This is a genomic window from Marinobacter pelagius, assembly GCF_003315345.1.
Taxonomy (GTDB): domain Bacteria; phylum Pseudomonadota; class Gammaproteobacteria; order Pseudomonadales; family Oleiphilaceae; genus Marinobacter; species Marinobacter pelagius_A.
The window spans coordinates 50399-69261 of the sequence record NZ_QNRO01000016.1; the positions used below are offsets into that span (position 1 = coordinate 50399).

Sequence of the window (18863 nt, forward strand, 5' to 3'; positions counted from 1 at the left end):
ACAGAGATAGCGGGAGATCCTGATGGTTGCTTTGACCCAACGACTTTTCCTGGCGTTGGCCCTGGTGGTTGCAACGGTTGCCCAGGCGCAGGCGGGGCAGGCCGAAGAGTTGCGCGAATACGTGGACGTGAACACCCAGAAGCTGGTGGAGAAACTCAATGCGGAGCGCGGCCTCTACGAGAAGGATCCCGAGGCTTTCTATCAGAGCATGGACGAGGCCCTGACTGATTTCGTGGATTTCCGTCGCATTGCGGCCCGCGTTATGGGGCGTTATGCCCGCCAGACTACCCCTGAGCAGCGCGACGAATTTGTCGAGAAATTCAAACGCAGCCTGTTTGACAGCTACGCGAAGGCTCTGGTCGATGCTGAGGACTTTCAGATCAACGTCCAGGACGCCACCATTTTGCCGCGCAACGAGGATCGGGCCTCCGTGGAGCTGGAAGTCATCAGCTCATCCGGCAACCGCTACCCCGTGGTCTACTCGATGTACCGGAACGACCAGGGTCGGTGGCTGATGGAAAACGTGATTGTTGAGGGTGTGAACATCGGCCTGGCCTTCCGCGACCGTTTCAGTCAGGAAATGGAACAGAATCGGGGCCAGATCCAGGCTGTGATCGACGGCTGGAGCGATGCCGCCAAGGCAATTGATCTGGAAGGGGATGCGGACAAATCATGAGTCCCTCCGCACCACGCGCCGAGCTCCGGGATGGTGAAATGATCGTGACCGGTGAGGTGGACGCCTCGTCGGTCATCGGGCTTCGCCAGCAGGGGGAGCAGCTGATCTCCGGTATCAACGACGGCCTCGTGGTCGATGTCTCCGGTCTTGAAACCGCCCACAGTGTGGTTCTCTCCATGATGCTTTGCTGGGAGCGGCTTGCCAGGAAACAGGGCATCGACCTGAGTTTTCGTGGCATCAATGGCCGCCTGGCCTCACTGGCATCACTGAGTAATCTGAGTGCCCAGCTGACCCGCGCCGACTAATTGGTTACAATCTCGCCCCTGATTTTTCCAAAACACCCGAGGATAGTTTATGGACGCCGCCGAAGTCACAAAACTGGTCGAAGAAGCCTTGCCCGGATGCGAGGTTCAGGTCCAGGTTGATGGTACCCATTACATGGTCGTCGTGGTGGGTGACGTATTTGAAGGCCTGCCGACCATCAAGCGGCAGCAAATGATCAACAAGGCGCTGTTCCAGCACATTATGGACGGCACCATCCACGCCCTGCATCCGCGTGCCTTTACTCCCGCAGAATGGGCCGAGCGCCAGGGCTGATACGCCCGCCAGACACAGGAATTTTATTGTGGACAAACTTCTGATTCGCGGGCGCAACCCCCTCGATGGCGAAATTCGTATTTCCGGTGCCAAGAACGCGGCACTGCCAATCCTCGCTGCCACCCTGCTGGCGGACGAGCCGGTCACCGTGGGCAACCTGCCGCACCTGCACGACATCACCACCATGATCGAGCTTCTCGGCCGTATGGGTGTTGAGGTGATCATTGATGAGAAGATGAGCGTGGAAATCCACGCTAATACCATCAAGCACACCCACGCGCCCTACGAGCTGGTCAAGACCATGCGTGCGTCGATCCTGGTGCTGGGGCCGCTGGTGGCTCACTTCGGCGAGGCCGAGGTGTCCCTGCCCGGTGGTTGTGCCATCGGTAGCCGTCCGGTCAACCTGCATATCCACGGCCTCGAGCTGATGGGTGCGGATATCAAGGTCGAGAACGGCTACATCAAGGCCAAGACCAATGGCCGCCTGAAGGGTGCCCACATATTCCTGGATACCGTGACCGTAACCGGTACCGAGAACCTGATGATGGCTGCGGCCCTGGCCGACGGCAAGACCATCCTTGAAAACGCCGCCCGCGAGCCGGAAGTGGTCGACCTGGCCGAGTGTCTGATTGCCATGGGCGCGGACATCAAGGGTCACGGCACCGCCACCATCGAGATCAACGGTGTGGAGCGCCTGCACGGCTGCCACTACGACGTGCTGCCGGATCGCATCGAAACCGGTACTTTTCTGGTAGCGGCCGCCGCCACCGGTGGGCGGGTAAAACTGAAGGACACCCGGGAAGATCTGCTGGAAGCGGTCCTGCTGAAGCTGGAAGAGGCGGGTGCCCACATCGAGACCGGCCCGGACTGGATCGAGCTGGACATGAAGGGTAAGCGGCCGAAAGCGGTGAGCCTGCGCACGGCGCCGTACCCGGCGTTTCCCACCGACATGCAGGCCCAGTTCGCCGCCATGAATGCGGTGGCGGAAGGCACCGGCACCATCGTGGAGACGGTGTTCGAGAACCGCTTCATGCACCTGCAGGAACTCGGCCGCATGGGCGCGGACATCACCCTGGAAGGCAACGCCGCCATCATCAAGGGTGTCGAGCATCTGACCGGAGCCCCGGTGATGGCGACCGACCTGCGAGCCTCGGCCAGCCTCGTGATCGCCGGCCTGGTGGCCGATGGCGATACCATCGTCGACCGCATCTACCACATCGATCGCGGCTACGAGTGTATTGAAGAGAAACTGCAGCTGCTGGGCGCGAGCATCCGCCGCCTGCCGGCCTAACAGACACAGACGGGAAACCGGAAGGACGCATGACAGATTCCATCACCATCGCCTTGTCGAAGGGACGAATCCTCGAAGAAACCCTGCCGCTGCTGGCGGAAGCCGGCATCGAGCTGGTGGACGACGTGAAGAAGTCCCGCAAGCTGGTGTTTCCGACCACCGATCCGGATGTTCGCGTACTGATCATCCGCGCCACCGACGTGCCGACCTATGTCCAGTACGGCGGTGCGGACCTGGGTGTCACCGGCAAGGATGTGCTGATGGAGCACGGCGCGGAAGGCCTGTACGAGCCCCTGGACCTGAACATCTCCCGCTGCCGCCTGATGACCGCCGGCCCGAAGGGCCAGACGCCCCCGAACGGCCGCATCAAGGTCGCCACCAAGTTCGTCAACCTGGCTCGAAGGTACTATTCCGCCCAGGGTCGCCAGGCCGATATCATCAAGCTCTACGGCGCAATGGAACTGGCCCCGATCCTCGGCCTGGCCGATGAGATCGTCGATATCGTGGATACCGGCAATACCCTGAAAGCCAACGGCCTCGAAGCTCGAGACCTGATTGAAAACATCAGCAGCCGGTTGGTGGTGAATCGGGCGTCCATGAAGATGAAACATGGGCGGATTAACCCCATAATTGAGAAAATGGCCGCAGCTGTAGAGAAGCGCCGCGAGAAAAAGTAGGGGTCAGATGAAAGCGTTCATCTGACCCCGGTAGTTCACCCCAGGGGTCTGAAGAAAACCTTCTTCTGACCCCGAGGTACCGACAAAAAGCTAGGGGTCTGAAGAAAGCTTTCTTCTGACCCCGGTAATTCCGTCACCACAGCAAAACCAAAGCAATGTCCTCCTGAAGCAGGAAAGATGAAATGACCGACGTAACCATCAAACGACTGAACGCCTCCCAAAGCGACTTCGACAGCGCACTGGCCAAACTCCTGGCCTGGGACGACAGCGTGGATCATCAGGTGAATGAGTCGGTGCGTCACATCCTGCACGAAGTCAAAACCCGCGGAGATCAGGCGGTTCTCGAATTCACCGAGAAGTTCGACCGCCTGGCAGTCGGCTCGGTAGCCGAACTGGAAATGGGCAAGGATCGACTCCAGAAAAGCCTGGACGCCATCCCCCAGGACCAGCGCGAGGCTTTGGAAAAGGCAGCTGAACGGATCCGCGATTACCACGAACGCCAGGACCAGAAATCCTGGCAATACCAGGACCGGGACGGCACTATCCTCGGCCAGAAGGTAACCCCACTGGACCGCGCCGGACTCTACGTGCCCGGTGGCAAGGCAGCCTATCCGTCCTCGGTGCTGATGAATGCCATCCCGGCAAAAGTGGCCGGCGTCAGCGAAGTGATCATGGTGGTCCCCACGCCAGACGGCGTAGTCAACGACATGGTCCTGGCCGCCGCCGCCATTGCCGGCGTAGACCGGGTCTTCACTGTCGGCGGAGCCCAGGCAGTCGGCGCACTGGCTTACGGAACGGAAACTATTCCTTCGGTCGACAAGATCGTGGGCCCGGGCAACATCTTCGTGGCTACGGCCAAGCGGGAGGTGTTCGGCGTCGTCGGCATCGACATGATCGCGGGGCCGTCCGAAATCCTGGTCATCTCCGACGGCAAGACCGATCCGGACTGGATTGCCATGGACCTGTTCTCCCAGGCCGAGCACGACGAACAGGCCCAGAGCATCCTGATCAGCCCGGATTCGGAATTCCTGGATGCCGTGGAGGCCAGCATCAACAAACTGCTGCCGACCATGGAGCGGGCCGACATCATCCGCACCTCCATGGCCGACCGCGCCGCTCTGATTCAGGTGGCAGACCTCAAGGAAGCGGCTGACGTGTCCAACCGGATCGCCCCGGAACACCTCGAGCTGTCCGTCGAAGACCCACAAGCCATGCTGGACGACATCCGCCACGCCGGCGCCATCTTCATGGGTCGATACACCGCCGAAGCCCTGGGCGACTACTGCGCCGGCCCGAACCACGTGCTGCCCACCAGCGGCACCGCACGGTTCTCCTCGCCACTGGGCGTATACGACTTCCAGAAGCGCTCGTCCATCATCGGCTTCAGCGCCGATGGCGCCGATCGCATGGGCCGAGTAGCCTCCGTCCTGGCAAGAGGCGAAGGCCTAACCGCCCACGCCCGCTCGGCGGAGTACCGTATCAAGGATTAACCGAGGTCAGATGGACCTCCCGGGTCTGAACTCAGGGGTCTGATGAAAACCTTCATCTGACCCCATGTTCAAACCAAACTCCGGGGTCTGAAGAACGCCTTCTCCTGACCCCATTTTCACGAAGTTTGCAGGCAGGTGGGCAAGGCTCCGCCCGGGAATGTAGAGGGCCACGGATGGCCCGAAACAAGCGCACAGGGATGTGCTTGTAGCGGTTCCCGGGCGGAGCCTTGCCCACCTGCCGTCAACTCGGAGTCAAGAATGAGCAAATTCTGGAGCCCCCTGGTAAACGACCTGGTCCCCTACGTCCCGGGCGAACAGCCAAAGATGGCAAACCTGGTCAAGCTCAACACCAACGAAAACCCCTTCGGCCCGTCACCGAAGGTCATCGAAGCCATCCAGGCCGAACTGAACGACAACCTCCGCCTCTACCCGGACCCGGAAGGCGAAGCCCTGCGCCAGACCATCGCGGACTATCACAAGGTCCAGCCGGAGCAGGTATTCCTGGGCAACGGCTCCGACGAAGTACTGGCCCACATCTTCTACGCCCTGTTCCAGCACGGCGAACCGATCCTGTTCCCGGACGTGACCTACAGCTTCTACCCGGTTTACTGTGGCCTCTATAACATAGAGGGCAAGCCGGTACCGCTGACCGAGAGCTTCGAGATCAACCCGGAGGACTACCGGCAGCCCAACGGCGGCGTCATCTTCCCGAATCCGAATGCCCCCACTGGCCGCTACCTGCCACTGGAACAAGTAGAAGCGGTCGTCCAGGCCAACCCGGATCGCGTGGTCGTGGTCGACGAAGCCTACGTGGACTTTGGCGGCGAGAGCGCCATCACCCTCGTGGACAAGTATCCGAACCTGCTCGTCAGCCAGACCCTCTCCAAGGCCCGTTCCCTGGCAGGCTTGCGTGTCGGTCTCGCCATTGGCCACAAGGATCTGATCGAAGCCCTCAATCGCGTCAAGAACAGCTTCAACAGTTACCCCCTGGACCGACTGGCCCTGGCCGGTGCGAAAGCGGCTTATGAAGACGAAGCCTGGTTCCGGAAGTGCTGCGATGGTGTCATCACTGAGCGGGAGCGTGTGACCGAAGCTCTGGAAGGCTTGGGCTTTGAAGTTCTGCCCTCCAAAGCCAATTTCGTCTTCGCCCGCCACAAGGAACAATCCGGCGAAGCGCTGGCCAAAGGCCTTAGAGAGCAGGGCATTATCGTCCGGCACTTCAATAAGCCCCGAATTAGTGACTTCTTGCGTATCACAATTGGAACATCCGAGCAGAATGATGCCTTGATCAAGGGGCTTCAGTCTCTCTAGCCTTCCTGGTATGCGGGTAGCGCAGGGCAGGACTGACGCTCCGGGAACCGCTACGAGCACCCCTCCGGGGTCCAGCCAGCAATCACAGATTGCTGTCGCTCAGCGGCATATGAAGCTTCGCTTCATGGGCATTTGCTTCGCCCATGTGCGCTTGTTTCAGGCCATCCATGGCCTTCAACATTCCCGGAGCGTCAGTCCTGCCCCGCGCACTCAGAATCCGGGGGTATAGTCTTCCCGAATCGAATTGAGGTAATACCAGTCCGATACCAAACTGGCACAGTCTTCAGGAGCAGCCCATGGCAAATAGAAACGAGATTCTTGGCAAAATCAACGAATGGCTCCAACCCGAAAACTTCCAGGACTACAGCCCGAACGGCCTCCAGGTCGAGGGCAAGGACGAAATCAACACCATCGTCACCGGCGTAACCGCATCGAAGGCATTGATCGAAGCCGCCATCGATGCCAACGCCGACATGATCCTCGTCCACCATGGCTACTTCTGGAAAGGCGAGGACCAGCGCATCCGTGGCATGAAGCGCGAGCGCCTGAAGCAGCTGCTGGACCACGACATCAACCTGGTCGCCTACCACCTCCCGCTGGACGACCATCCGGAGTATGGCAACAACCGCCAACTGGCCGACGTCCTCGACATTAAGAACCCGCGCCCGCTGGGCGGCCTGGTCTGGGAAGGTGAACTGCAAGAACCGATGACCCCGGAACAATTCGGCCTGCACATCGCCAGAAAGCTCCACCGCGAGCCGCTATGGGTGGGTGAGGGAAAACATGAGATCAAGCGGGTAGGCTGGTGCACCGGCGCTGCGCAGGGCTTCATCAACATTGCCCTGGATGCCGGTTTGGACGCCTATATCAGTGGGGAAATATCTGAGCCGACGACTCATACTGCGCGGGAGTGTGGTATCCATTATTTTGCCGCTGGTCACCATGCCACTGAGCGTTACGGTGTGCAGGCACTTGGGAAGGCGTTGGAAAAGGAATTTGGTGTAAAACACCAGTTCATCGATTGCGATAACCCGGTGTGATTTGAACGTGGAGTCATGAAAATGGGGTCAGAAGAAGGCTTTCTTCAGACCCCGGTGCTTGCGCCAGTCTGCTTCGAAAAACCAAACCACCAAGGGAAATGGTTTTCCCCGGAGTCAAAATCTTCCCCTGGGGTCAGATGAAAGCTTTCATCTGACCCCAACTTCATCCGATGAAGCGAATAGCAACCAAGTCGGATTGAGCGGGTGGGGCTATGGCTCCCAAAACTGTGCGGAGCCAAGGATGGCGGAGCTCAAGCGCCACAGGGATGTGCCGCAAGGAGCGGGTTTTGGGAGCCATAGCCCCACCCGCTCAACAAAACTCCGAACTCACAGTCTTCGAATAAAAAAGTAACTTCAAGCCTCAGAAGAAGCCTTCCGCTCCTTATCCAACCCGAAGTCCTCAGCCAGCGTCCCCTTAGCCTCCGGATCCTTCTTCGGCGCATAATCCCGCGGTGGCTCGGCCGGCGCGTCCTCGCGGACTTCCTCGAGGCGCTTCTTGGAAGTCTCCTGCTGAAGCTCCTCCATCCAGTCCTCATCATTGCACAGACGATTCGCGCCCCGGGCCATGTGCTGATTCACATCCCGGTAGGCATCATTGAACCGCCGAAGCAAATGGGCTGACTCCATGAAGTGCTCATTTACCTGAGCCTGGTAACGAGTAAACTCGCTCCGCAGCTCATCAATCTGCTGCTCTGCACGGCGCTGCCGAAGAGTCTGTCCCTGACCGGAGCGGCCAACCAATACCCCGATGACAATGCCAACAACCAATGCGGCAATCGCTGCCAGAATCAGGTTCGTCATATGCTGTGTCGTCCTTTTAGCTAGAAATGAGCCAAGCCCTCAACGCAGTATAACGTGCCGGGGCGCTCCCCGCCCACGGTTACTGCCTGCAACAAACGTCGTATTGCCCCTGCGGCCGCTGCGAATGGCGAAAAATCCCGAAATAAGCGACAATACCGCGCCCAAATTCATGTCCAACTTCCGGGAATACCTCGATGACAGCAGCGATGTCCTCCGAAACCAGTGCGAACCTGACTCCTTGGCAGCGGTACCTGAAGGATCTTGAACGCCCGGATTTTCACAAGGACCCGGCCCAGGAAGATGCGGTAAAGCGCCTGCAGGCACTGTACGACAAACTGGTCGAGGCTGAAAGTGAACGCAACAAGGCCATGGCCAAGCTTCGCCGCAAACTCAAGAAGGGCAGGGAAGAGCCGATCAAGGGTCTGTATTTCTGGGGTGGTGTCGGCCGCGGCAAGACCTACCTGATGGACACTTTTTTCGAGTCCCTGCCATTCGATCGCAAGATGCGGGTCCATTTTCACCGCTTCATGCAGCGGGTGCATAACGAACTCAAGGCCCTCAAAGGCGAGAAAAACCCTCTGGAACAGGTGTCGAAGAAGTTTGCCGACGAAACCCGGGTTATCTGCTTCGATGAATTTTTCGTTTCCGACATCGGCGATGCCATGATCCTCGCCACCCTGATGGACGGCCTGTTCAGCCGGGGCGTGACCCTGGTGTGTACCTCCAACATCGTCCCGGATGGCCTTTACAAGGATGGCCTGCAGCGCCAGCGCTTCCTGCCGGCCATCGAACTGGTGAAGAAACACACCGACGTCGTCAATGTCGACGGCGGTGTCGATTATCGCCTCCGGACCCTGGAACAGGCGGAACTCTATCACTGCCCGCTGGACGATCAGGCCGACATCAGCCTGCGCGAAAGCTTCGACCGCCTTGCGGTGGAGGCCGGCAAGCACAGCAAAACCATGGAAATCAACGGCCGCAAGATCCCGGCCCAGGCCCACGCCGACGACGTGGTGTGGTTCGACTTCGTCGACGTCTGCGATGGCCCGCGCTCCCAGAACGACTACATCGAAATGGCCCGCCAGTTTCACGCCATCATCGTCAGCAACGTGCCCGTCCTCGGAGGCGACAAAGACGACCAGGCCCGCCGCTTCATCAACATGATCGACGAGTTCTACGACCGCAACGTCAAAGTCATCATCTCCGCGGCAGCGCCCATAACTGAACTCTACGCCGGCGGCCGCCTCAGCTTCGAATTCGAACGCACCGAATCCCGGCTGCTGGAGATGCAGTCCCACGAATATCTGGAGGCGCCGCACAAGCCCTGAGCCGGGGAAGGGGTCTGAAGAACTTCGTTCTTCTGACCCCATCCTAGAACCTGCCCCCCGAGCCAAACCACGAACACGGGGTCAGAAGAAAGCTTTCTTCAGACCCCACTTTAAAGCCCAACTTTGGGGTCTGATCTCAACTCAGGGGTCTGAAGAACTTCGTTCTTCTGACCCCATGTTCAACCAACCCCCAAATCAAAAAATTAAAAAAGGGGTCAGATGAAGGCTTTCATCAGACCCCAACCTAAATGAAACCGAGAGGTCCAACACCAATGAGCAACGACAACGTAGTAATAGTAAGCGGCGTCCGCACCCCCATGGGCGGCTTCATGGGCAGCCTGGCGGACGTCTCCGCCCCGGAACTCGGCGCACTCACAATCGCCGAAGCCGTCAAGCGCGCGGGCCTGCAGCCCGCGGACGTGCAGGAAGTCATCATGGGCAATGTTCTGCCCGCCGGCCTCAAACAGGGTCCGGCCCGTCAGGCGATGCGTCTGGCCGGTCTTCCGGACAACACCGGTGCCACCACCATCAACAAACTCTGCGGCTCCGGCATGAAAGCCGCGATGTTCGCCCACGACCTGATCAAGGCCGGCAGCAACGACATCATGGTCGCCGGCGGCATGGAGAGCATGTCCAACGCGCCCTACGTGCTTCTGGGTGCCCGCAAAGGCTACCGCATGGGCCCCGGCCAGGCACCGCAAGACCACATGTTCCTGGATGGCCTCGAAGACGCCGAGACCGGTCGACTGATGGGTGCCTTCGCCCAGGACATGGCGGACAAGAAAGGCTACACCCGCGAGGAGATGGATGAGTACGCCATCCAATCCCTGATCCGCGCGAAGAAAGCCATCGAAGCAGGCCTGCTGAAAGAGGAAATCATCCCGGTGACCGTCAAGACCCGCAAAGGCGAGGTCGTCGTCGAGGATGACGAGCAGCCCCACAACGCCAACATCGATAAGATCCCGAGCCTGCGCCCGGCGTTCAAGAAAGATGGCACGGTAACCGCCGCCAACTCCTCTTCCATCTCCGACGGCGCCTCCGCACTGCTGCTGATGCGTGAATCCGAGGCCGAGAAGCGCGGCCTCAAGCCGCTGGCCCGGATTGTCGCCCACAGCACCCAGTCCCAGCACCCGTCCGAGTTCACCTGCGCACCGGTAGGGGCAATCGAGACCCTGTTCGCCAAAACCGGTTGGAGCAAGGAAGACGTCGACCTGTTCGAAATCAACGAAGCCTTCGCCATGGTCGCCATGATGCCAATCAAGGAACTGGGCCTGGATCCGGAAAAGGTCAACATCCACGGCGGCGCCTGCGCCCAGGGCCACCCCGTAGGCTCCACCGGCTCCCGCCTGCTGGTCACCCTGATGCACTCGCTCAAGCACTACGGCAAGAAAAAAGGCATTGCCGCCCTCTGCATCGGCGGCGGCGAAGCCACCGCCATGGCCATTGAAATGCTCTGAGGCAAACTCCGGGAGATGGTTCCAGAACGGGGTCAGATGAAGGTTTTCATCAGACCCCAGTGCCGAACTCCGGGGGACAGCCTCCTCCTCAGGGGTCTGAAGAACTTGTTCTTCTGACCCCATGTTCACTTAAACTCTGGCTTGTGCTCTAACTCGGGGTCAGATGAAAGCGTTCATCAGACCCCTGTGCCGAACTCCGGGGTCTGAAGAAAACCTTCTTCTGACCCCATCTTCACTTCCCACCTGAGCCCGACCTGAACTCGGGGTCAGATGAAGGCCTTCATCAGACCCCGGTGCCCAGACCCCATCACAAAAAACCTCCCCTCCAACCCCTTCCTGTTGGTTGCAACCAAATTTCTTGTCTATAGTGATTCACAGTGCGAAGTAACCGGGCGGCCGGCGAGGTGTGATAGCAAAATCATACTTTTGACTGATCAAAGCCCCGAACAGCGTTAGCTATAGTGCCAACATCACGAGCACTGTGCATGAAGCCTCCAATACATCGTGAACACCAATAATCAGAGCAGCGACTCAGAACAACAATGGAGTAGCCTTCCAATGACAAGAAAAACTCATCAATGGCAGCGTTGGACCAAACTACCGCTGGCCGTGGCGATTGCTGCCGGTGCCGCCGGCCAGGCGTCCGCCTATTCGTTCTATATGGGAGACGTGGAAGCCCAGTTCAATACGACGCTGTCAGCTGGTGTTGGATGGCGGGTCGAGGATCGGGACAAGCGACTGATCGCGCAGGGTAACCTGGGTCCCGAGTATGCCCCCGGCGGTGAACTGGAGAACATCGGTGCCTCCACCAACAACTACGATGACGGCAACCTGAACTTCGAGAGCGGCGATACCTACTCCAAGATTGTCAAAGGCAACAGTGAGCTGTTCCTGGATTACGCAGTGGATAGCGATACCCTGACCCGCGTCGGTGGCTTCGTTCGTGGCCGTTACTGGTACGATTTCGAACTCAAGGACGAAAGCCGCGCCGTGGACTACGTTGGCCAGCAGCGTGAACTGAACCCGGAAGCCAAGGACAACGCCTCAGGCGGTGAATTCCTGGATGCCTACGTCTTCTCCGACTGGTATTTCGGCAATGTGCCGGTGAGCTTGCGCTACGGCAAACAGGTGTTGAGCTGGGGTGAGAGTACTTTCATCCAGGGCGGTATCAACACCATCAACCCGGTAGATGTGCCGGCTTTCCGGGCGCCGGGTTCCCAGCTGAAAGACGCGTTGCTGCCGGTTGAAATGTTCTACGCTTCCGCCGGTGTCACCCAGAACATTACCTTTGAAACCTTCGTCCAGACTGACTGGGAACCAGTGCGTCCGGATGATTGCGGTACGTTCTTCTCTACCAACGATTTCGCTGCCGATGGCTGTGGCCCGGTACTGTTGGCCGGTCAGCTGCCGGATTCCCAGGCATACGCCCAGGGTTTCATCGCGCCCCGTGTAGGTGATCGGGAGGCTGACGAGAAAGATCAGTTTGGCGTCGCCATGCGGTGGTACGTTCCAGCTCTGAACGATTCCGAACTCGGCTTCTACTACATCAAGTACAACAGCCGTTTGCCGTATGTCAGTGGTGTCGTAAATGACCCTGATAACGGTGTGAGCTTCCCGTCCTACTACATTGAGTACCCGGAGAACATCGATCTCTACGGCATCAGCATCAACACCACCACCCCGGGTGGCTGGTCTTTGGGCGCTGAATATAGCTTCCGAGAGAACTTGCCGCTGCAGTGGAACGCATTTGAGCTAATCTATGGTGGTTTGCAGCTCGATGATGCCGATGGAAACCCGGTTAGTCTTCTCGAACAACAACGTCTCGAAGAGGCAGGCCCTGGAGCGGACCTGTCTGGTACTGACGTCTCTGGTTGGGATCGCTTCAAGGTCTCACAGGCCCAGTTCACGTTGATCAAGTTCTTCGATCAGGTCATGGGTGCAAGTCGTCTGTCCTTCATTACCGAGTTTGGCGCGACCTACGTCCATGACCTCCCAGACTATGACGAGGCGCAATACGGCCGCTCTGGTACGTTTGGTATTGGCACAAGGCCGAGTGGTGGTTGTGAGGCGCTGAACCTGAACGACAACTACTGCAACACTGAGGGCTTCACCACCGATTTCTCCTGGGGTTACCGCGCCCGCTTCGTGTGGGACTACCCGAACGCGATCGCCGGTATCAACCTGTCTCCGCAGCTGGCCTGGAGCCACGACGTGCAGGGCTACAGCCCGCAGCCGGGTGGCGCCTTCAACGAGGGTAGCAAGGCCATCGGCCTGTCCCTGCAGGCGGTGTACCAGAACAAGATCACCGGTGAGGTCGGTTACACAAACTTTTTCGGCGGGAAGCCGTATAACGAGTTGACTGACCGAGATTTCGTGAGCGCGAGCGTTTCGTACTCCTTCTGATCCGGAAACAATTCGTCTGACGAGGAAACCTAAATGAGACTGAACAAGAAACTACTGACCACGGGTATCCTGGCTGCCAGTCTGTCTGCCGGCCAGGCCTGGGGTGCGGTTTCTGCGGCGGAGGCGGCCAAGCTGGGTGACTCCCTGACACCAATGGGCGCCGAAAAAGCTGGTAATGGTGGAGCCATTCCTGCCTGGGACGGTGGTCTGACAACCCCGCCTGCGGACTATAAGGGTGACGGGATCTATGTAAACCCGTTCCCGAACGAGAAGCCCAAGTTCGTAATTGACCAGAGCAACGTGGACCAGTACGTCGACAACCTGTCGCCTGGCCAGGTCGCGATGATCAAGAAATACGACGACTACTTCATGCCCGTGTACGAGACTCACCGTACCGCAGCCTATCCTGATCATGTCATGGAGCAGACTGTCGAGAATGCCACCAAGACTGAGCTGATCAAGGATGGCAACGGCCTGGGCAACTACCAGAGTGCAACGCCGTTCCCGATCCCGCAGAACGGTCTGGAAGTGATCTGGAACCACATCACCCGCTATCGTGGCGGTTCCGTCCAGCGTAACGTTGGCCAGGTCACTCCGACCGCCGACGGTGACTTCTCCGTCGTGCGTTTCGAAGACGAACTGACCTGGAGAACCTACCTTGAAGACTACGAGCCGGGCGACGACCCGAACGTACTCTTCTACTTCCGTCAGGCTATCACCGCGCCTGCGCGCCTGGCCGGTAACGTGCTGCTGGTCCATGAAACCATCGACCAGGTCGCTGAGCCCCGCCGTGCGTGGATCTACAACGCCGGTCAGCGTCGGGTCCGTCGTGCACCGCAGGTAGCCTACGATGGTCCGGGTACTGCAGCCGACGGTATGCGTACCTCTGACAACTTCGACATGTTTAACGGTGCCCCGGACAAATACAACTGGGAGCTGGTGGGCAAGAAGGAAATGTATATCCCGTACAACTCCTACGAGCTGATGGACCCGGACCTGACCTATGACCAGATCGTCAAGGCCGGTCACATCAACCAGGACTTCACCCGCTACGAACTGCACCGGGTATGGCATGTGCGCGCAACCCTGAAAGAAGGCGAGCGCCACATCTACGCCCAGCGTGACTTCTTCATCGACGAAGACAGCTGGCAAGCGTCCGTCATCGACCACTACGACGGTCGTGGCGAACTCTGGCGCGTAGCCGAAGCCCATGCGGTCCAGTTCTACGATCAGGTTGTACCCTGGTATGCCATCGAAACCCTGTACGATCTCCTCTCCGGTCGCTACCTGGCCCTCGGCCTGACCAACGAGGAAGAGAACCCGTACACCTTCGGCATCGACCGCCGCTCCCGAGACTACACCCCGGCCGCCCTGCGCCGCGCGGGTACCCGTTAAAGGGAAATTGGCACAGGGGTCTGATAAACCCCAGGGGTCTGATGAACTGGTTCATCTGACCCCATTTTCACTCTAACCCGGGGTCTGAAGAACCTGTTCTTCTGACCCCAGTGCCCACACCCCAGGGGTCTGATGAAAGCCTTCATCTGACCCCATCTTCACTTCAACTCGGAGTCGGCTACACCCCAGGGGTCTGATGAAATCCTTTTCATCTGACCCCATCTTTAACCTAACTCGGGGTCAGAAGAACAAGTTCTTCAGACCCCAGTGCCTCCCCCCCAAGCCCCAAATCTTTGCAGCCCAACCCCCCTTTGGTTTAACCTTCCTCTCATACTAAAGGCGCACCCCAAGCAGGTGGCCACTCAAAAGTCATTGGATTCTTCCAATTGCGGCACAGGACGTATCGCCGTCCGGCCGGTTGTCAGCGGGGCAGTGTGTGAAACCATTCAGTGACGGCAAGGCCGCCAACGACGAATTTCAGTCTGCCAATAACGGCCTTCAGCGTGGGGAGCTGGTGCGCGATCTTCTTCGCCAGCGCGTCCGGGTACCATCGATGCCGAGCGATATGCTTCCTCGGCCGGTTGTCAATGAGTGGATAAACCAGGCCATATCACCCAGCCATGCGGTGCTTGTCGAAGCACCCAGCGGGTACGGTAAATCCCATTCTGTTCTGAGCGCCCTGAGTAGCCGCTATGCCAGTGACAATGAACTCCGCTGGGTCTCACTGACGCCGCAGGATAACGCACCCACCCGATTCCTGACCCTGCTTTCCATGGCCTTTGACATGCCCGAAGCGCTGGAAAGCGCGTTGCAGGGCGGCGCCGGTTTTTCCGATGCCCTGGCCATGATGCTCGTGGCCCATGCCCGCCAGTCGGATGGTGCCATGCAGGTACTGGTGCTGGATAACCTGCACAGCCTGAGTAATCCCGCGGTGACGCCATTGCTGCAGCAATTGACCAAAGACCTGCCGGCCAACCTGTGTGCCGTGCTGATTTCCCGCCGTGGTCTGCCGTTTGAAACCCACGCGCTGGAGCTGGAAAACCGGTTCACCCGTCTTGGAAGCTCAGTTTTCGAGTTTTCCCGCCCCGAGACCTTTGAGTTCTTCAGCCAGGAACTGGCCGCCAACAAACTGACCAGCGTGGCGGTGGACAACCTTTACGATCTCACCGAAGGCTGGGCGACTCCTTTGGCCCTCTATCGCCGCGAGGTACAGCGTGAGCTGGAACGCAAACCGATTCAGGAAAGCGCGAGCGTAGAGCGTTTCCTCAAAGACTCCGTCCTGGGCGGACTGACACCGGGCCAGGTCCGCTCGGTTCGCGCCATCGCCGAACTCGAGCTCTGCTCCGATGAACTGCTGCTGGCACTACAGTCGGCGCTGCCCGAGGTAGCCTTGTTGCCCTCCCAGGTCTTTGAGCAGGGCCTGCCGATCCGCCCCATGCCAGGTCGCGGCCGTTGGTACCGCCTGAACCCGTTGATGCAGGAATGGCTGCGCACCTCCCCGATGACCGGGTACGAAGCCCGGATGACGATCGCCAGTCGCTGGTTCGGCGAGCGCGAACAGTTTCCGGAGGCGCTGCGGTATGCCCTGTTGGCGGGCAACGGCGACGAGGTGATCCGGATTGCCTCTGAAGGCTCCGAAGCCTTGTTGCTGGGCCAGGACACCGCCTCACTGCTTCGGTTACGCAAAAGCCTGCCGGTAACCCTGCTCGAGCGCAGCGCCCGCCTGCGGATCGTGTACAGCTGGGTCCACGCCATCGGCGGCCAGTTCAAGCAGGCGAGGGCGCTGCTGGATGATCTCTCTGAGGAGGATCGGGAAGAACACAATGCCCGCATTGCCGCGCTCCAGGCCTTTATCCTGCGGGGTGAGGGCAAAGTTCAGCCGGCCCTGGAAATGGCCGATCAGGCCCTGGCTGAGGGCGATCTGTCGCCTCAGGGCCAGCTGGTCACCCAGATCGTGCGTTCCAGCGCCCTGTGCGCGGCCGGGAACTTTGCCGAAGCCCGGGAGGCCAACCGCGCCGCCGCGCGCCTGGCCAGAGAAGCGGGCGATTCCGGCTCCGAAGCCCTGGCGGTGTATTCGCATGCCCGCATCGAGTTGGGCAAGGGCGCGCTTCGCCATGCCGAGCAGCTGCTGCGCACCGGTCTGGATACCGCCATGCAGGAATTGGCAAGGCCAGCCCGGATCGGGGAAACCCGCCTGCAACTGAACCTGGTGCTGGTGCTGTGGCATCAGGGCCGGATCGCCGAGGCCGATCGCCTGTTGGTACTCTGTGGCCGGCACGCCGAGCAGACCCGAGACCTGGGCCTGCTGCTGGCCATGGCGATCCGCGTACTCATTTGCCGGTCAGAGAACCGCCTGGAAGACGCCTTCGTCTGGATCGGCCGCGCCGAACGGACCATGCATGCCTGGCAGGTGGATGAATCCCTGTTTGTGCCGGTTCTGGAAGCTTTGAAAGCAACGTGCTGGCTGGCCCAGAACCAGATCGAGAGCGCCGTCCAGGCCCTCCAGAAACTCCAGCCCTACCGGGATGGCGGCTGCGTACCCGAGCTGTTCCCCATGATGCCCGGCCTGCTCGACTGCCTGCAGGTCCGCTTAGACCTGGCGAGAGGCGACGGCATCCGCGCCCGGGAAACCCTCCACGGCATCCGCGAGCGCTACGGCAAGGCCATCCCCTGGGGCGTCGAACTGCACATCCGTCTGCTGGAGGCCGTATTGCTGAATGAAGAGAAAGGCCTGGTCCCGGCGCGCAAGGTGCTGGCAACGGTAGTCGAAGAAGCGGCGACGGAACACTTCATCAGCCCCTTCACCGAACTGCGCGGGGAGCTTCAGGAACTGATGGAGAAAAGCTACGGCCAGCTGGAAGACAGCAAGTTCAAGGACAATCTCGGCAATCTCTTCGGCATCAAAGCCTCCACGGCAGGCGCCGAAACCCTCGCCGAACCCATCAGCGACCGGGAACAGGCCGTCCTTGAACTCATCGCCAAAGGCCTCTCCAACCAGGAAATCGCCGACAAGCTGCATATCTCCCTGCACACTGTGAAAACCCATGCCAGGCGGATCAATGCGAAGTTGGAGGTGAAGTCCAGGACCCAGGCGATTGTGAGGGCAAGGGAGCTGGGGCTGCTTTGAGAGGTGAGCCTACCCCAGGGGTCTGAAGAATTTCTTTCTTCTGACCCCGAGTTTCATGTCCAAGTTGGGGTCAGATGAACAAGTTCATCAGACCCCTGAGTAACACCCCAGGGGTCTGAAGAAGTCCCTTCTTCTGACCCCGAGTTAACGGTCTAAAATGGGGTCAGATGAACAAGTTCATCAGACCCCTGAGTAACGCCCCAGGGGTCTGAAGAAGTTCCTTCTTCTGACCCCGAGTTAGCGGTCTAAAATGGGGTCAGATGAACAAGTTCATCAGACCCCTGAGTTATCCCCAGGGGTCTGAAGAAAACCTTCTTCTGACCCCAACTTAGCGCCAGGCACCCTCACTCCCCCTTCAACTCCCCAATCCGGGCATCCTTCTCCGCCCAAATCTGACTAACCCACCGCTGAAACGCCACCCGCGTCTCCCGGTCGTTCTCGTAATCCATGCCCAGGAACTGCTTCGGCACTTCCCGCACCCTGACATCAATCACAATGCGCCGGATCCGCCCACACAGGTAATCCCAGAACCCCTTGCGCCCATCGGGATACACAATGGTCACATCCAGCATGGTATGAATCATCTCCCCCATGGCCCCGAACACAAACGCGGTCCCCCCAGCCCGGGGCTTGAGCAGGTGTTTGTAGGGCGAGTTCTGCCGCTCGTGCTTTTCCGGAGTAAACCGGGTGCCTTCCATGAAGTTGAAGATGGTCACCGGCGTATAGCGGAACTTCTCACACGCAGCCTGGGTGGCGGCGATGTCCTTGCCTTTTAGTTCCGGGCGTTTGGCAATTTGCTCTTTGGTATGGCGATGCATGAACGGAAAATCCAGCGCCCACCAGGCGATGCCGAGCAGGGGCACCCAGATCAGCTGTTTCTTCAGGAAGAACTTGAGCAGGGGAATGCGGCTGTTGAGCACGTACTGGATGGCAGGAATATCGGCCCAGCTCTGGTGGTTGCAGGTGACAAAATACCAGTGCTCACGGCTCAGGTTCTTCACCCCGCGCACATCCCACTCCACCTTGTGCAGCACGTCCATCAGCAGGTTGTTGAACCCGATCCACACCCAGGCAATGTTGTTGAGCACCACGGTGCAGGCCTTGCGCACCGGCGTCACCGGAATAATCAGCTTGATCAGTGCGAACAGTAGCAGGAAGGGGAACAGGATCAGGGTATTCAACAAAATCGACAAGGCCGCCAAAGTCCCCTTCAGCGGCGCAGGCAGAAAATCAAGCATTCCGTGTGTTCTCTGGTTTTTTGCGGGTTAGC

General features: G+C 59.3%; 15 protein-coding genes. 13 read left to right on the forward strand and 2 right to left on the reverse strand.

Annotation, left to right across the window (positions count from 1 at the left end):
- Positions 1–22: 22 nt before the first annotated feature.
- From DET50_RS13750 to DET50_RS13785, 8 genes are all read left to right on the forward strand, one after another.
- Complete coding sequence (locus tag DET50_RS13750; protein WP_113863412.1) at positions 23–676, forward strand: MlaC/ttg2D family ABC transporter substrate-binding protein; 654 nt, start codon at positions 23–25, stop codon at positions 674–676.
- A complete protein-coding gene (locus tag DET50_RS13755) occupies positions 673–981 on the forward strand; it encodes an STAS domain-containing protein (RefSeq protein ID WP_113863413.1) in 309 nt (102 codons plus the stop codon). Before DET50_RS13750 ends, DET50_RS13755 begins: the two co-directional genes overlap by 4 nt.
- A 49-nt stretch (positions 982–1030) precedes the next feature.
- Positions 1031–1273 carry a BolA family protein gene (locus tag DET50_RS13760; protein ID WP_113863414.1) on the forward strand — a complete coding sequence of 81 codons (243 nt, stop codon included), beginning with the start codon at positions 1031–1033 and terminating at the stop codon, positions 1271–1273.
- A gap of 28 nt (positions 1274–1301) precedes the next feature.
- Positions 1302–2564 (forward strand): UDP-N-acetylglucosamine 1-carboxyvinyltransferase, encoded by a 1263-nt coding sequence (murA, locus tag DET50_RS13765; RefSeq protein WP_113863415.1) that lies wholly within the window; start codon positions 1302–1304, stop codon positions 2562–2564.
- Between the two features lie 29 nt (positions 2565–2593).
- Positions 2594–3241: an ATP phosphoribosyltransferase gene (gene hisG, locus DET50_RS13770; protein WP_113863416.1), complete on the forward strand. Its 648-nt coding sequence runs from the start codon at positions 2594–2596 to the stop codon at positions 3239–3241.
- A 182-nt stretch (positions 3242–3423) separates the two neighbouring features.
- Entirely contained in the window at positions 3424–4731 is a 1308-nt protein-coding gene (gene hisD, locus DET50_RS13775; RefSeq protein ID WP_113863417.1) for a histidinol dehydrogenase, read from the forward strand.
- 258 nt (positions 4732–4989) lie between these two features.
- Positions 4990–6042, forward strand: a complete 1053-nt coding sequence (gene hisC / locus DET50_RS13780; protein ID WP_113863418.1) for a histidinol-phosphate transaminase — start codon at positions 4990–4992, stop codon at positions 6040–6042.
- 296 nt (positions 6043–6338) lie between these two features.
- Positions 6339–7082, forward strand: a complete 744-nt coding sequence (locus DET50_RS13785) for a Nif3-like dinuclear metal center hexameric protein (RefSeq protein ID WP_113863419.1) — start codon at positions 6339–6341, stop codon at positions 7080–7082.
- 354 nt (positions 7083–7436) lie between these two features.
- On the opposite strand, the gene DET50_RS13790 is transcribed toward DET50_RS13785, so the two are convergent.
- Complete coding sequence (locus DET50_RS13790; protein ID WP_113863420.1) at positions 7437–7883, reverse strand: Z-ring associated ZapG family protein; 447 nt, start codon at positions 7881–7883, stop codon at positions 7437–7439.
- A gap of 230 nt (positions 7884–8113) precedes the next feature.
- Here DET50_RS13790 and zapE point away from each other — a divergent pair, with 230 nt between their 5' ends.
- The 5 genes from zapE to DET50_RS13815 all read left to right on the forward strand — a co-directional run bounded on the left by zapE (position 8114) and on the right by DET50_RS13815 (position 17593).
- Positions 8114–9211, forward strand: a complete 1098-nt coding sequence (gene zapE / locus DET50_RS13795) for a cell division protein ZapE (protein ID WP_258546133.1) — start codon at positions 8114–8116, stop codon at positions 9209–9211.
- Positions 9212–9483: 272 nt separating this feature from the next.
- A complete protein-coding gene (locus DET50_RS13800) occupies positions 9484–10668 on the forward strand; it encodes a thiolase family protein (protein WP_113863422.1) in 1185 nt (394 codons plus the stop codon).
- A 558-nt stretch (positions 10669–11226) separates the two neighbouring features.
- Positions 11227–13071, forward strand: a complete 1845-nt coding sequence (locus DET50_RS13805; RefSeq protein WP_113863423.1) for a DUF1302 domain-containing protein — start codon at positions 11227–11229, stop codon at positions 13069–13071.
- A gap of 33 nt (positions 13072–13104) precedes the next feature.
- Positions 13105–14466, forward strand: a complete 1362-nt coding sequence (locus tag DET50_RS13810) for a DUF1329 domain-containing protein (protein ID WP_113863424.1) — start codon at positions 13105–13107, stop codon at positions 14464–14466.
- Positions 14467–14902: 436 nt separating this feature from the next.
- Positions 14903–17593, forward strand: coding sequence for a LuxR C-terminal-related transcriptional regulator (locus tag DET50_RS13815; RefSeq protein ID WP_113863425.1), 2691 nt, complete (start codon positions 14903–14905; stop codon positions 17591–17593).
- A gap of 344 nt (positions 17594–17937) precedes the next feature.
- Here DET50_RS13815 and DET50_RS13820 read toward each other — a convergent pair whose 3' ends face one another.
- Positions 17938–18831, reverse strand: coding sequence for an acyltransferase (locus DET50_RS13820; RefSeq protein ID WP_113863426.1), 894 nt, complete (start codon positions 18829–18831; stop codon positions 17938–17940).
- Positions 18832–18863 lie beyond the last annotated feature (32 nt).